Annotated in this window: 11 protein-coding genes; all 11 read left to right on the forward strand. The window is 60.2% G+C overall.

Features of this window, described 5'->3' with window-relative positions; genetic code table 11:
- Positions 1 to 329: 329 nt before the first annotated feature.
- The 11 genes from H4O10_RS14530 (at position 330) to H4O10_RS14580 (ending at position 14,074) form a co-directional block, all read left to right on the forward strand.
- Positions 330 to 1,004 (forward strand): hypothetical protein, encoded by a 675-nt coding sequence (locus H4O10_RS14530; RefSeq protein ID WP_049452638.1) that lies wholly within the window; start codon positions 330 to 332, stop codon positions 1,002 to 1,004.
- A gap of 395 nt (positions 1,005 to 1,399) precedes the next feature.
- Positions 1,400 to 1,852: a hypothetical protein gene (locus H4O10_RS14535; protein WP_033834609.1), complete on the forward strand. Its 453-nt coding sequence runs from the start codon at positions 1,400 to 1,402 to the stop codon at positions 1,850 to 1,852.
- 74 nt (positions 1,853 to 1,926) lie between these two features.
- Positions 1,927 to 2,745 carry a VENN motif pre-toxin domain-containing protein gene (locus H4O10_RS22415; protein WP_053451608.1) on the forward strand — a complete coding sequence of 273 codons (819 nt, stop codon included), beginning with the start codon at positions 1,927 to 1,929 and terminating at the stop codon, positions 2,743 to 2,745.
- A gap of 196 nt (positions 2,746 to 2,941) precedes the next feature.
- On the forward strand, positions 2,942 to 3,349 hold the full coding sequence (locus H4O10_RS14545) for a hypothetical protein (protein ID WP_141097868.1): 408 nt from the start codon (positions 2,942 to 2,944) through the stop codon (positions 3,347 to 3,349).
- A gap of 258 nt (positions 3,350 to 3,607) precedes the next feature.
- Positions 3,608 to 4,354 (forward strand): N-acetylmuramoyl-L-alanine amidase, encoded by a 747-nt coding sequence (locus tag H4O10_RS14550; RefSeq protein ID WP_049452640.1) that lies wholly within the window; start codon positions 3,608 to 3,610, stop codon positions 4,352 to 4,354.
- A gap of 67 nt (positions 4,355 to 4,421) precedes the next feature.
- On the forward strand, positions 4,422 to 5,588 hold the full coding sequence (locus H4O10_RS14555) for an MltA domain-containing protein (RefSeq protein ID WP_049402885.1): 1,167 nt from the start codon (positions 4,422 to 4,424) through the stop codon (positions 5,586 to 5,588).
- A 108-nt stretch (positions 5,589 to 5,696) separates the two neighbouring features.
- Positions 5,697 to 6,011: a hypothetical protein gene (locus H4O10_RS14560; protein WP_049402859.1), complete on the forward strand. Its 315-nt coding sequence runs from the start codon at positions 5,697 to 5,699 to the stop codon at positions 6,009 to 6,011.
- Between the two features lie 107 nt (positions 6,012 to 6,118).
- A complete protein-coding gene (locus H4O10_RS14565; protein ID WP_049402858.1) occupies positions 6,119 to 8,164 on the forward strand; it encodes a TonB-dependent receptor in 2,046 nt (681 codons plus the stop codon).
- Between the two features lie 348 nt (positions 8,165 to 8,512).
- Complete coding sequence (locus tag H4O10_RS14570; RefSeq protein ID WP_072167369.1) at positions 8,513 to 9,091, forward strand: histidine phosphatase family protein; 579 nt, start codon at positions 8,513 to 8,515, stop codon at positions 9,089 to 9,091.
- Positions 9,092 to 10,652: 1,561 nt separating this feature from the next.
- Positions 10,653 to 13,073 (forward strand): DDE-type integrase/transposase/recombinase, encoded by a 2,421-nt coding sequence (locus tag H4O10_RS14575; protein ID WP_180845676.1) that lies wholly within the window; start codon positions 10,653 to 10,655, stop codon positions 13,071 to 13,073.
- The gene (locus H4O10_RS14580; RefSeq protein WP_180845677.1) at positions 13,073 to 14,074 is read left to right on the forward strand and encodes an AAA family ATPase; all 1,002 of its coding nucleotides are present in this window, start codon (positions 13,073 to 13,075) and stop codon (positions 14,072 to 14,074) included. Before H4O10_RS14575 ends, H4O10_RS14580 begins: the two co-directional genes overlap by 1 nt.
- The last annotated feature ends 204 nt before the right edge of the window (positions 14,075 to 14,278 follow it).

Genomic DNA, 14,278 nt, shown 5'->3' on the forward strand with positions numbered 1-14,278 from the left:
GGTGCTTCGGGTGATCGGCGTCCGGCAAGTGCAGACTCCATATGAATGAAACAGGTTCAATCAGCTCGGCAGTAGCGATATGAGCAATGTGGGCAAGATGACGAAGTGGTCGATCGCGCTTCTGTCAATCGCCAGTGTACTGGCTACGATTTGTCCATGATCAGTTCCCGCCTCCCTGTTTCCGCACCGCTGGCACTGGCCCTTGCGGCCTGCGCGGCTAGCGCGCCGGTGCAGCACACCCCGTTCGTCACCTGGGTGTGGTCGCCGAACCAGAACGCGCACACGCCGGATGGAATGGATGATGTGATTTCTGTGAGGACGAGGAATCAGTGAGTACTGAGGGCATTGCAATCCATCTTCAGGCACGGCCTGACAGAGCCATCTCGATTGCCGAGAGGCATCTCCATGTCATGGATAGGATGTCGGCAATCGAGTGCCCATTGGGATTCCATGCTCTCGAGCTGCCGCCTGTACCCGACTGTGGAGGAGAATTGCTGGCAAGCTATGAGATCAAGACTGGACTGAAAGGTCTGTCGATCATCGGTACATACGCTTTCAGGGGGACCGGGTACGACTACGCGGATGTGGCTGCGTTGGACGAGATCATTCTGTATGGGTTCAGAAGCAGCAACAAGGCACGGGACTATCCGAGCGTTCTGACGAACTGCGTCGCTTCTGTTGCCGAGGCGTTCGGTGCGTACAGGGTGAAGGTCACGTACGGCATGCATTCGATGGACTATCAGGACGGTGTGGGCCGAGAGGGGCCAACCCTTGAGGATCTGAAAGCTGCTGGAGTCAAGGATTTCGACGGCAGGAAGAACATCCTGACGATGTACCCTGCCCAGTTCTGGGATGCCCGGCTTTGCAGCGACGCACTTGGATTTGGACCCGAGGAGGTTTCCTCCCGCCTTGAAGGTAAGGTTGATAAGGTGGAACTGACAGCGAGTGGTGTCTACATTCTCCTGAGTGACAAGGTTGATCTTTCCTATGAGGAGTATCTGTAGTTCAATCGCCGCGCAAAAGCGCTTCTGGGTTTGCAGTAGTCCGGAGCGTGACGGGATGACCCGACGGGTTACGTAACGCACCTCATCGATCCGAGCACCAGTAGTCTGATCAACATCACGGTGCCTGGAGCACATGCATTGGATCCGGGCTTTGTGATCCGACAGGTGCATACGAATGGATCCGGTGGATTCTCAGTCTCAACCAGAGGCTGGGGTACGGGTTCGAGTCCAATGTTCAACTAGAATTCGTGGGCCGATAGACAAGTGTGGAGTTCCAGTACGCGCGATATTGGTAGCGAAATTGGCAAGTTGCAGTGGCTTTGGACTACTTTTCCCTCGAGGCAGAAACGCATGAGCTACCGGGGCCCTGATGGAAAGATGGTGGAGGTCTGCCAGTGAGTGAGCGTGAGTTGGGGGCAAAGATTGTGTCCGTGATTGCCAGTTCCGCGCTTGGAGGGGCTTTATTCATAGGCATTCCGCTGAGTTATCGGATAGGCAGTCTTTCGCAGGCTGCAATTTTCGCATCGCTGGTTTGCGCCATAGCTGCTGTGTTGGGCCTCATCTTCGGTGTGCCTGGGGTTATGCTTGTGGATAAATTTCTTCCGCGGCTCAAAGCTCGCCATGTTGTAGCTGCACCAGTCTGTGCCTTGTTGGCGTGGCTCGCGTTCGAGGGTGCCTTCTCTCCTGGCGCTTGGATAAAGGTCTGGACCAGTCCTTCCTTTTGGCTTGAGTGGGCTCCCAGGCGCGCTGGCATCATGCTTTTCATTGGGTTGGCCGCGGGTGCCTTCTACATGTTGATCTGGCCGCGGATTGGACGAATGATGAAGGTCAACACGGCCTGTGATTGAGGGCGATGGAATCGGGTGCCTGTGCGCAGCAAGGTGGCGGCGGCTGACAGCCAGGCATACAGCGGCGCGGGGAAGTGGGGCGCCTCGATGACTACAACCGTGCACTGAACGCAGTGACGACGGCGCTGGTGAGTGGTGTGGCGGGACAGGGCGCTGGTCAGGTCGCGCCCAATGCACTGGCGCCATATGCCGCTTACTTCATCGGCAGCAAGCTGGACCCGAGCCACGGCAGCGATCCCAATGCGACTCTGCACTTTCTGTCGCATACGGTGTTGGGTGCGCCGCTGGCGGAAGCCAATGGAGGCAGCGCGGGAACCGAAGCGGTGTCCGCGACCGGCGGCGAGTTGGCCGCGAGAGTGCTGACCAATTCGTTGACCGGCGGAAACCCCGCCAAGCTGAGCCCGGAACAGAAGGAGGTGGCGCTGGCGCTGTCGCACGCGGTCGGAGTACTGGCGGGTGGCTTGTTAGCGCAGGATCTGGCTGGGATCACGTTGAATGCGGGGATTGCCAAGAATTCGGTTGAGAACAACTTCCTTGCGGAAGAACAGGCTCGTGCAATGAAGCAGCAGCTCGACGAGTGCGGCGGCGACACTTCATGCCAGAAGACGGTGCGTGATGTTGTTAAGCAACTGTCGGAGCGAATGGACTACGGGCTGCTATCGGTGTGTAGCGCGAACTCGTCGAGCCCTGCGTGTCAGGTGTTTGTCAATGCGGCCGTCTCCTACAAGTACGGCTCGTGGCCCGGAGTGCTTGGGCTGTTCGATGAACTTGGTCACAGTAGCGAGGCGCTTTCCTCGTTCGGCCACTCCCTGAACGGACGTGCCTATCGTGAGCTGATTTTTGAGAGTGGGGGCTCCAGCCGGTCTATATCCTGCCTCAAGAACACACTGTAGCTGCACTGGCGGAGTAGGCCGGGAATCTTGACAGGACGATTGATCAGTACGGCCTCTTCTCGAAGGAATCATCAGCTGAGCTGGGGCTTGGACTTTCGAAGGTACTGCTTCGAAAATATGGCGCTGTTACCATAATCGAAGGGAGCGGAGGCCTCGGGAAGGGTGCGAAGGCGGGCAGTTCTGAAGCACTGCGATGATGAGTTTGGAAGAAAATTCTCTGGCGAAGAAATTATTAATGGAAAGTGGGTGGCTTTTAATGTCGGATAGTTTCGAAAAATTCTCTTGCATTGATTTTACGGCTCTGTATGGAAGTGTGGTTTCGTTGAGGGCTTTTCTTGTTGTTCGTGGTAGGGAATGCTTTCTGGTGGATAGTCGTGATCATCAATTTTCTGATCTTAGGATGGATGTGTGTTCACCTGGTCTCGAAAGGTTGCTTGATGAGGCAGTGGGGGGATGGGTTGGTGGTGTTTCCTCATACTTTGATGAGATCCTCATATCGGGAGTAGTTCGCGAAGCGACGACCCGGAGAGACCTTGCGTCCATTGCGGAAGTTTCAAGACTTACACTTTTCAGGGATGAATTGGTGTTTGAAGTGATAGTTTGATTTTGGTTGTTTGCGGATACTGATTGGTACTTTGTGGTCTGATTGAGGTTGTGGGTTTTTGATTATTTTGGTTGTCATTGGAGAGTGGGGTTGTGTCTAGTGTCGGGCGAGGTGTTTGCGTGCAATTGTTTCTATGGGCTCGTGCGGGTCATTAGGCGAATTGTGGTTGTCGAATATCCGGTTTCAGGGCCAAGGGGTGTCTGGGAGATCGGCACTTCGCGCCGAACGACTGCTGCAGTCCATGGTTACAATCCGTCCATGATCAGCCCCCGCCTTCTGGTTTCCGCACTGCTGGCGCTCGCCCTGACGGCCTGCACCGCCACCGCGCCCGTGCAGCACAACCCGCTCGCCACCTGGGTGCCGTCACCCAACCAGAACGCGCGCACGCCACTCATCATCGTCATCCACCACACCGAGCAGAAGTCGGTGCAGCAGAGCCTGCATACGCTGCGTACCGCCAACAGTGGTGGGCCGGTCAGTGCGCACTACCTGATCGGCGCCGATGGCCATCGCTATCAACTGGTCGCCGATGAGCGCCGTGCCTGGCACGCCGGTGCCGGGCGCTGGGGCACCATCACCGATCTCAACTCGGCTTCGATCGGCATCGAGCTCGACAACGATGGCCGCAGCCGGTTCAGTGCGGCGCAGATCGAATCGCTGATCGTGCTGCTGCGCGACCTCACCACCCGCTTGAACATCCCGCCGCGCCAGGTCATCGCCCATGCCGACCTGGCGCCGACGCGCAAGCAGGATCCGAGCCGTTTCTTCCCGTGGCAGGAGCTGGCCGAGGCCGGCTTCGGCGTCTGGCCGCGCGCGGCCGACGGGGCAGCACCGGAAGGCTTCGACGCGTGGAATGCGCTGGCCCGCTTCGGCTATCCACTGGACAACCGCGAAGCCACCGTCGCCGCCTTCCACCGCCGCTTCCGAGGCCGCGACGACCTGCCGATGACGCTGGACGCCGAAGACGCGCGCATCCTGTACTCGCTGCTGCTGCAGACGCCGTGACCCCGCGCATGAACGCTTGGCCCCGCGCTGGGTTGCCGCCCAGCGGCCGGCCCGCCACCATGGCGGCATGATCGATTCCGCTACCTTCTTCAAGCGCAGGCACTGGACCCTGTTGGCAGCGGCGGTGCTCGCCGGTTGCGCCACCACCGCTCCCCGCACGGGTTCCGAAGCGCCCACGCCGACCTCACCGCCGGCGGCCACCTACGCCAGGGTCGACTGGAAAGCCCTGCCAGCGGTCTCCAACAGCGATCTGCAGGCCGGTTTCGTTGCCTGGCGCAGCAGCTGCACCCGCCTGAAGAACGATGCCGTCTGGGCCAGACCCTGCGCCACCGCCGCAGCGGTGTCAGACAAGGACCCGGCCGCGATCCGCCAGTTCCTGCAGCGCGACCTTGATGCCTATGCGCTGCGTGCCGGTGGCCACCAGGCCGACGGACTGATTACCGGCTACTACGAGCCGATCTATGCCGGCAGCCTGACCCGCACCGACAAGGCGACGGTGCCGGTCTACGGCACTCCCGATGATCTGGTGGTGGTGCAGCTGGAGAGCCTCTACCCGGAACTGAAGGGCAAGCGCCTGCGCGGTCGCGTCGAAGGCAAGGTGCTCAAGCCCTATGACGACGCCGGCACCATCGCGGCCAAGGGCGCCAACGCCCCGGTGCTGGCCTGGCTGACCGACCCGATGGACCTGCAGCTGCTGCAGATCCAGGGGTCCGGCCGCGTGCGCCTGGCCGATGGCAAGCAGGTGCGGCTGGCCTATGCGGAACAGAATGGCCACCCCTACCGCGCCGTCGGGCGCTGGCTGGTCGACCAGGGCCAGCTGAAGAAGGAAGACGTCACCATGGACGCGATCCGCGCCTGGGCCCGGGCCAATCCCGCGCGCGTGCCGGAACTGCTGCGCAGCAACCCCAGCTACGTGTTCTTCGTGCGCAACCCGGACAGCCCGGAAGGCCCGCGTGGTTCGCTGAACGTGCCGCTCACCGCCGGCTACAGCGTGGCGGTGGACCGCAGCGTGGTGCCGCTGGGCAGCCTGCTGTGGCTCTCCACCACGCGCCCGGACGGCACCCCGGTGGTGCGCCCGGTGGCCGCGCAGGACACCGGCGGCGCCATCGCCGGTGAGGTGCGCGCCGACCTGTACTGGGGCAGCGGCGATGCCGCCGGCAAGCTGGCCGGCGACATGAAGCAGAAGGGCAATATCTGGATGCTGTGGCCGAAGGGCGTGCCCCTGCCGAACTGAACCAGCAGGGGTCGGATCCCTTTCCAAAGGGAAGGGCTCTGACCCCGGATGCCTGATAATGGCGCCATTCCGAACTTTCCGGCCGCGCCTGCGGCCAGGACCCCTGCAATGACCTACGCAAAGCACAACGCAAAACCCGGCGCGAAGTCCGCCGCAAAGAAGTACTACAAGCACTGGGCCGAATCGGGCCTGGGCAAGGGCAACGTGCTGATGGAAGCCCGTGGCGAGAAGATCGTGCGCCAGGTGGAAATCTACGGCACCAAGATGGTCTGGGCCGACGAGCAGGCCCACAGCGACGACCGCTTCCTGCTGGCCGACCAGCCAGTGTCGTTCCTGGATTTCGACGAGGACGACGAAATCTCCGCGCGTGAATTCGAAGCCGCCTGGAAGAAGGCACGGGAAGCCACCGGCTACCCGGTGTAATCCCAGCCCCCGGCACCCGCCCTTGTAGCGCCGAGCCTTGCTCGACGCTGCAAAAGCGGGCATGTGAAATGTTATATGATTACATTTCACCGCAGCCGCCCCTTCCCATGAAGACTCCCACCCTTGTGGCCGCCCTCGCGGCCGCTCCGTTCGCCCCTGAAGCTTTCGCACAGTCCGCCGATGCCGCGCTCACCCTCGGCAAGGTGCAGGTGCACCAGCATGGCGAAGGCCAGCTCAGCGCGCGCCAGGTGCTGACTTCGGTGGACGTGCTCGGCGCGGACCAGATCGAAGACCGCAACGTCTCGCACAGCTGGGAACTGCTGGGGCAGATGCCCGGCATCCAGCTCACCGAAACGCGGCAGGGGGCCGAATCGGGCAAGGTCAGCTTCCGCGCCTTCAACGGCGAGGGCTACCTCAACGCCATCAAGACCCTCATCGACGGCATCCCCAGCAACGTCAACAGTGGCAACCAGCGCTTCATCGACATGCTGTTCCCGCTGGACATCAGCTACATCGAAGTGGTGCGCGGGACCAACGACCCGCGCTATGGGCTGCACAACATCGGTGGCAACGTGAACTTCGGTACGCGTCAGGGCGGCAGCTACACCGATGCGCGCCTGGCCTACGGCAGCTACAACACCCGTGATGCACAGCTGGCGGTTGGCCGCGAAGCCAATGGCTTCGCGCAGAACTATTTTGTTGGCACCCAGGCCAGCGATGGCTATCGCGACCACGACACCTCGAAGAAGTACTCGCTGGGCGGCAAGTGGTTCTTCGGCACGCTGGACGAAGGGCTGCGCGTGGGCCTGACGGCGCGCGCCTATCACCATGAGGCCGACGAACCCGGCTTCATGACCGCCGAGGAACTGCGCACGCACCGCCGTGGCAGCGAGCTGCGCAACGGCAATGATGGCGATGACCGCGACATGCGGCAGATCGCCGCGCACGTCGACCTGAAGCTGTCCGACGCACTCACCTTCGGCACGCGGCTCTACTACAACCGCTATGAAGACGACCGCCGCGTGACCTTCAGCGACCTGCCCACCGGCAACCTGCCGCGTCAGCGCCGCGTGTGGGATGAGCGCCAGACTGGCCTGTTCAGCACGCTGACCTGGCAGGCCAGCCCAGCGCTTACCCTCGAAGGCGGCTTGAACTACGAGCAGCAGGACAACGGCTATATCCGCGAGCGCTACGCCTACGCCGAACCCACCGATTTCAGCCAGCCGCCGGCGCGGGTGCAGAACAACGATCGCCACAGCTTCGACAACTGGGGTGCCTACGTGCAGGCCGTCTACCAGCCGGTCGAGGCTTGGAAGATCGTGCCGGCCTATCGTATCGATCGCTTCAGTGGCAGCACGCACCTGATGAATGGCGTCCGCGGACGCCTGCAGGACTACGGCACCATCGGTCAGCCCAAGCTGAGCGTCATCCACAGCCTGGGCCAGACCACCCACGTCTACGCGAACTGGGGCCGCACCTTCCAGGTACTGACCGGGTCCACCGCGCCGGCCTACCTCACCCCCGGGCAGGCACCGATGCAGCCGTCCACCAACACCGGCATGGAGCTGGGCCTGAAATTCCAGCCGTTTGCCGGCAGCCAGGCACGCCTGGCGGTGTGGCAGCAGGACGCGGAAAACGAGGTATCCAACATGCCGGCCACCGGCACCACGGTCACCCTGGGCAAGACCCGCCGACGCGGCGTGGATGCGCAGCTGAGCCTGCAACTGGGCGACGACTGGACGGTATGGGCCTCGCACGCCTACCAGGAAGCGAAGATCACCCGCGACGACCGCGATGCCGGCATTTCCCTGCAGGGCCGCGAAGTGGCTGCCACCCCGCGCCATATCAGCAATCTGGGTGTGGATTACCGCGCCGCTGATGCGCTGCGGCTGGGCCTGCAGGCGCGTGCACAGGGCGATTACTACCTGGAAGAACGCAACGTGGCCGGCAAGTTCGGTGGCTTCGCCGTGCTCGACCTCAGTGCGGCCTATCAGCTCACCCCGCGTTTCAGCGTGGACCTGCAGCTGAAGAACGTCACCGGCCGCCAGTACGCCTACGCCTGGTACGACAGCTTCTTCTGGGACAGCGCCCGCCCGATGTTCTCGCCGGCCCCGGGCCGCAGCGTGTTCGTCGGCCTGAACATGAAGCTGTAACCGGCCACGCATCTGGTAGTGGTCGAGCTTGCTCGACCTGCGGCAGGGGTCAGAGCCCTTTTGATCCCATCACCAAAGTAGGTGCCCACCGGAACCCCAAAGTCTGTGCAGCCTGTTAGGGTTTGGACCATGCTTTGCCCCCCCTTGAGTGGCAAAGATTGTGTGGTGCGAGGCAAACGAGCGTAGCCCGCCGCAGCAGACAATGGTCCAGAACCATTGCGACAATGCGAGGCGGCCTAACAGCACTAGGTACTGGCTTAAGAGGGCCTATGCGTCGGAGTCAGGGTGCATCCGAGACGGGCGGCAGGCACCTGCCCAGAAGACAAACAGAACAGGGGGAGAGGGAAGATGCTAGTGGTAGTTAGGCATGCGCAAAGCATGGCTAATGCGGGATTTGCAACCGCCGATCCCGAATCCATTGCCCTCACTGCCGCAGGGGAGGAGCAGGCTCGCGCATTGGCAATGACCTGGTCGGCTGCGCCTGACCGCATCTTTACCTCACGATTCCTCCGGGCTAGGCAGACATCACAACCACTCGCCGAACGCTTCAAGATGGTCGTTGCGCCCCTGGGGGTCCACGAGTTCACTTATCTGTCGCCTGAGCGGTGCGTGGGCACCTCGGCAGCAGACCGCAAGCAGTGGGTAGAGGACTACTGGTCCCGTTGCGATCCAAACTATGTGGATGGACCTGGTGCCGAGTCATTTGCCCAGCTAGTTGCCCGCGCTGCGCGAGCGCTGCGCATTCTTAAATCCTATTCCGCGCATGAGCAGGTGGTCGTGTTTAGCCACGGCCAATTGATGCAGGCGATGCGCTGGATTTGCGGGAGCAAGGCTCCCTCCGTGGTGAACGCTGCAGCGATGGGCGCATTTCGAAAGCTGGATTTGGATCAGCCTATAGCCCATTGCCAGAGGGTATCTTTCGAATAGAAGGCGATCGCGGATACTGCCAACCTCCCGACCCCACCCCGGCCGCAGTTCTTTGGCCTTGTCGGATCAGAAGACTACCCGTTACGCGCGAACAGCAAAGGCTGTTGCTGAGGGGCGCACTTTTGGTATCGGTAGGAGATGATTGGGCTCACAGGCTCTGGGATGTGAACGCCACGCCTTTCAGCAGCCCGTCTCATCAAGTAGGAGGGCTCGTGGACGTCGTTCCGGATCTGATCCCAGATCACGTCGTCATTAACGTGAATTGGAAAGCTCGTGTCCGGCAGCAGGCGAAGAAGTTGCTTCGTCTGTGTGATCAACTCATGAGCGTATGGACGCACTCTGGGATCTCTGCATGCTCCCGATAGTGCTCGTATCATGTGGCTTGCCGCATACCACTGGCGATCAGCCAACCGCTGCAAGTGGAACAGCCGATACGTGCACGTCAGCATGAGAAAGCCATAGATGTCACCTCGTTGGTAAAGGCCATCCAAGTCATATGCCATCACAGGCACGCGGTTCTCATCAGTACTGGTCCTATCGCCCGGGAATGAATAGTGGTCTCCGAGTAGTCCGGCGCTGGACGTAAATAGGCGATTCCAGCCAACAACTGTCCTCATATCCCACTCTCGGTGGCTGAGGGCTGCAAAGGGCCACTTAACCACCTCTTCAAGCTGGGGAAGCTGCATGGCAAGGTGCTTGCGCCGCTTGGGTGATAGCGACCGCAATCCCTGCCGATATGCACTGAACTCATCGCTGCGCATCATTAACGGACCATCTAGGCTCTGGCGCCGAAGAACATAGCGTGCCCTCAACTCCTCCTCCCCGCCTTCCACCAGAGACCATGTATTCCAGAGAATCCTGGAGTGCAGCCTGTCCGATGCATCAGAGGCAGGACGACCTATATTGGAGCACTGCATCGCTTGGAGTGCTTGGCAAGCTTCGTGCAACTCCCCCATCGGAAACCTCCAAAAAAAGTAGACGTTGGAAGGGTAGTTTTGCTGGATGAAAAGGCTACGGTAGAGCGTTAGGGTTACCTGGAACCTAGCATCACTGGAGCGTACGTGAGCCTACCAAGTAAAGAGCCGGATGCATTGTCTGTGGCTTGGGTGGCGCAAACCTATGGCGGGCTGGTGCCGGCCAAAGACCTGTCGCGACTGCTCGGGTTCAATAGCCCGGCAGCACTTAGGCGGGCAAGCGCCACAGGTCGTTTGCCAGTGACGCTGTTTCGTCCACAAGGTCGTCGCGGGTGGTTCGCTCACGCCGCCGATGTCAGCGCATACCTTCGATCTCAGGCACCTCAATTTCCGAGGGAGGCAGGCAGCCCATGACCTAGCCCAATCTAAACTTCCTTCGCCGGAAGTTGGAAAGAAAAAACCCGTGAGGTAGGACTCACGGGTTCTCAGGTCGGCGACTTTGCAGGTCTTGCCGATACTTTCCCCTTCCCTGACTCCCCTGTCAAGCCTGCGCAGGCCTGTCACGGGCACCTATGTCCGACTCGCCTGGTAAGGCTCGCCCAGGCATTTTGGACGGTGCTCCCGTGGGGGGCGCATGAGGAATCGGCATGTCCACAGACGCTCAATCTGGTGGCCTATCGTTTGAAGACCGCCACCGGTTTTACACCCGCATAAAGGCAAGTGAGCTCAGTATCCGGCAGATCGAGAGCATGGTTACCGGCAGCGGAACAAAGACTGTAGGCAAGGCGGCGCTAAGAAACGTTCGTGTTAGGCACAACTCAATCAAGAACGGTAGTGCGCGAACAGTTGAAAGCCACACGTGCGAGTTGGTCTTTGCCTATGAGCTTGAGCTTGATCCCGAGGTGCTGGGCTACTACGTACAAGTACCATGCCGCCGCGTGCAGCGCACCACGGCGTCCGGGCGCAATCACATCAGCACTGCACATGTGGATTTTCTTGTATTTCGCAGGGACCACGTAGAGCTAGTGGAGTGCAAGCCGCTATCGTGGCTGGAGAGCCAACTGGCGCTTCCGGACTCCCTTTGGGTCAAGCAGGACGCGGTATGGACCTATTCCCCCTACGCCCAATGGGCGCAGCAGCATGGCCTGGCGTTCAGAGTCTGGGTGCCGCCCACTCCAACCGGTGTGTACCTCCAGAACCTTGAAGCCTGCTACGCGGTAGCCGGTGATGCCCTTCAGCAACATGAAACTACCGCAGTAACCAAGGCAGTTGGGCTAATCGCCAAGCGCCCCCTTCTGCTGGACAGTCTCCTCGCCGAGGTGCCCGGCTTCACACCGCGCCTAGCGCTTTGGATGCTGGGAAGATCGGCGGCTTTCGGTCCATGGCAGAGCACTCCCGTGGCTAGGACTGACCGCTTCCATCTGTATGGCACGAAGGAGCAGGCCAAGGAGGCGGACGAACTACTGCTTGGAGCCATTGTCAAAGCTCAGTCGCAACCAGCTGTGGACGATCCATTGCTGGTGGCAACCGCTACAGACCTCCAGCGGGCACGCCAGCGACTCAGTAGGCTTGCGCTGATTGAGGCCGGAAGTCTGCCCGCAACACGACGGATGGGCGCTCTGCAGCGACAGGTTCGAAAGGCCGTTGCCGAAGGAAGATCCGCGCTTTCGGCTTGTCTTACCAAATATGCCTTTAGCGGAAACCGAGCATCGCGCCTGCTTCCGGAACACGAGCAAGCCATAGAGACCGTCATCGCGCTGCACTGGAACACCGGGAGGGTACATAGACCGAAGGACTTGCTCTATGTGTTCGAAGAGGAGTGCCTTCGGTTAGGAGTTGAGCCTTGCGGTAGGGGCCGACTGGATGCCAGACGAAGAAGCGAGAGCCCAACACGCCATGCCCTTTCCACGGGCGGCTTTCGCGCCTACCACGCGACGCGTACACGCACCGATCCTCGCCATCGCTCGCTGCCTCCGATCGGATATGGCCACACACTGCACGTGGATTCGTCGGATCTAGATGTTCGCTGCGCGCCGAACCTGATTCACTGCTTCCCAGCAAGCAAAGCAAAGTTCTATATCGGCATAGACGGAGCGACGGGCTATCCGATGGCTCATGCATTGGTATTTGGCTCAGCAAGAACCGACGCCTTGGCATTGCTCATGCGTGAGTACGTCAAAAGACAGGGCTTTCTACCCAAGTTGATCCATCTGGATCGAGGGCCGGAGAACACTTCCCGTTGGCTACAAGATTTCTGCCATGGCGAGATCAGTCTAAGGTTCTCCCCAACGGCGGGCAGCGCCTGGAATGGCATTGCTGAGAACGCCATCAAGCAGGTCAACGAACAAGTAGCACAGCGATTCCCGGGAAGCACGCGGCCCGACCAGATGGGACGTAAGGTCGACGGCAGGTTCAAGAGCCGAAACAATGCGAGGACGGACTTCGTCCGTGTGCACGAGGAGTTCCTGAAGTTCGTCTATCACGACCTTCCTATGACACCGGGGCCAGATGATACAACGCCAGCCGAAAAGAGGGTTGAGGCGCTCGCGGCCTACGGCGCTGTCGGAACACCGTGCGAATGGGACGATGGGTTCCTGATCAGAACTGCGATCAAGGTGGAGACCAAGAAGCGAATCGACCGCCAGCGTGGCGTACGCACTGCCGATGGTTGGTTCACCAGTGACGAGCTTTTACAAGAGCTGCGAACTGAGGATGCCAGTGAGGTTCGCAGCGACTGTTGTGACCCAAGTGTGATCTACGTGAAGGTTCGCGGGAGCTGGTTCAAGGCCTTCCACAACAAAGTGCAAAGCGATGCGCTCTTATCGGATCAGGAGCGACTGTTTCATTTGCTCTGGGCACCCTCGTTGCGCTCACAATCGGCAAAAAGAAAAGAGGAAGTTGCCCGTGCTCGTCATTCGCGCCGAGTGCAGGCCCAAGCGGCAAGGCCCGCAACAGAGCACCTTGCCCCGGTGCCAATGCCCGGCAGCGATGAGAGGCTAAATATCGAACCAGTGCCACCTGCGATCGCGCAGGACATCGTTCCGTTCGATGAACGGGAGGACTACTGATGAAGATGGTTCAGCACCCAGCCTACGAGGGCCCACGCAAGCGATTGCGAATGGCGCTCGACCGTCATAGGCCAGGACATATGGTGTTCATTATTGGGCCATCAGGCGTGGGCAAGACCACGATGAGGCGCTCGGTAATGCAGGAGATGTTTGGCAACCCAGCATGCTGGGATTGTGGGCGGATACCCCTGGTCGAGACATTCGCCACACTTCCTCACGGCGCGTACTTCAGTTCCCGCCAACTCGCAGTCTCTATTCTTCAGGAGTTACACGCGCCCACGTTGGCGTGGCTACTGGACGGAAGCTATCTCGGGGAGGATGCAAAACTGCGAATACGACGCGAGCTCGCCGCAGCAACATCGGAGTGGGCGTCCTTAGCGCGAACAAGACAGACAGAAGGCGAGTACTGGGGGATGGTGCAGCGAAGCCTGAGAGCGCGTAGTTGCAAGTACGTATCAATCGATCAGGTCACGGCGCTACTAGTCAACCACAGAGACAAGTCCCCCGCTGACCACACCCTCCATCTAATGGCGATAGCTGAAGCCACAGGCGTGATGTTCGTCATGACTGGGGTGCACAAAGCCACGCAGTTGTGGTCGGTCAACTCCGAGTTGCGACGTCGAGTCACAACCATTTGGGTGCCTCCATATAGTGATAGGCGTCGGGATGACAAACTGCCGTTCCTTCGTTTGCTCAAGTCATTGGCCAATCGCTACGGGCTGTCACAGGATGATCTGCTAATCCGGATGGCCAACGATATCCTCGCCGCTACCGGCGGCGTATTCGCTGAGGTGGTCGAACTGCTGGAGCGGGCCGATATTGCTGCGAAGCAGGAGGGATGCAGCAGAATTCTTAAGCGACACATCGAGATCTCCTTCTACGGAAGTGAGGATCTTAGGAACCTATGGCGGGACATCGACGCCTTCGAGATGAGCATGGTTGCCGGCAGTGTCACTGAGCGATCAGAACATGTGAAGGCGCGCTGGGGATCTCCAACCTGAGGGAGGGAAATGGTGACTACAGACTCAAATCAGTTCCGGTGGGGCGCCGATGCAAGGCGGTGGCGCGAAGATTTCGCGAGAAAGCTGCACGCCAGGAGGCAGTCCGCGGCTGCAACAATCATTGCGATTGCACACCTATCCCCCCTAGTGGAGGTGGTGGAATCCACCAGTCACGAGGGCCGAAATATAGGTCCTCCGCAGGAT

Source organism: Stenotrophomonas sp. I18B00994 (assembly GCF_014145825.1).
Taxonomy (GTDB): Bacteria; Pseudomonadota; Gammaproteobacteria; order Xanthomonadales; family Xanthomonadaceae; genus Stenotrophomonas; species Stenotrophomonas maltophilia.

Excerpts from the sequence above, each read along its gene's own strand:
- H4O10_RS14545 (WP_141097868.1), top strand. The coding sequence starts at position 2,942 with ATGAGTTTGGAAGAAAATTCTCTGGCGAAGAAATTATTAATGGAAAGT.
- H4O10_RS14550 (WP_049452640.1), top strand. The coding sequence starts at position 3,608 with ATGATCAGCCCCCGCCTTCTGGTTTCCGCACTGCTGGCGCTCGCCCTG.
- H4O10_RS14555 (WP_049402885.1), top strand. The coding sequence starts at position 4,422 with ATGATCGATTCCGCTACCTTCTTCAAGCGCAGGCACTGGACCCTGTTG.
- H4O10_RS14560 (WP_049402859.1), top strand. The coding sequence starts at position 5,697 with ATGACCTACGCAAAGCACAACGCAAAACCCGGCGCGAAGTCCGCCGCA.
- H4O10_RS14565 (WP_049402858.1), top strand. The coding sequence starts at position 6,119 with ATGAAGACTCCCACCCTTGTGGCCGCCCTCGCGGCCGCTCCGTTCGCC.
- H4O10_RS14570 (WP_072167369.1), top strand. The coding sequence starts at position 8,513 with ATGCTAGTGGTAGTTAGGCATGCGCAAAGCATGGCTAATGCGGGATTT.
- H4O10_RS14575 (WP_180845676.1), top strand. The coding sequence starts at position 10,653 with ATGTCCACAGACGCTCAATCTGGTGGCCTATCGTTTGAAGACCGCCAC.
- H4O10_RS14580 (WP_180845677.1), top strand. The coding sequence starts at position 13,073 with ATGAAGATGGTTCAGCACCCAGCCTACGAGGGCCCACGCAAGCGATTG.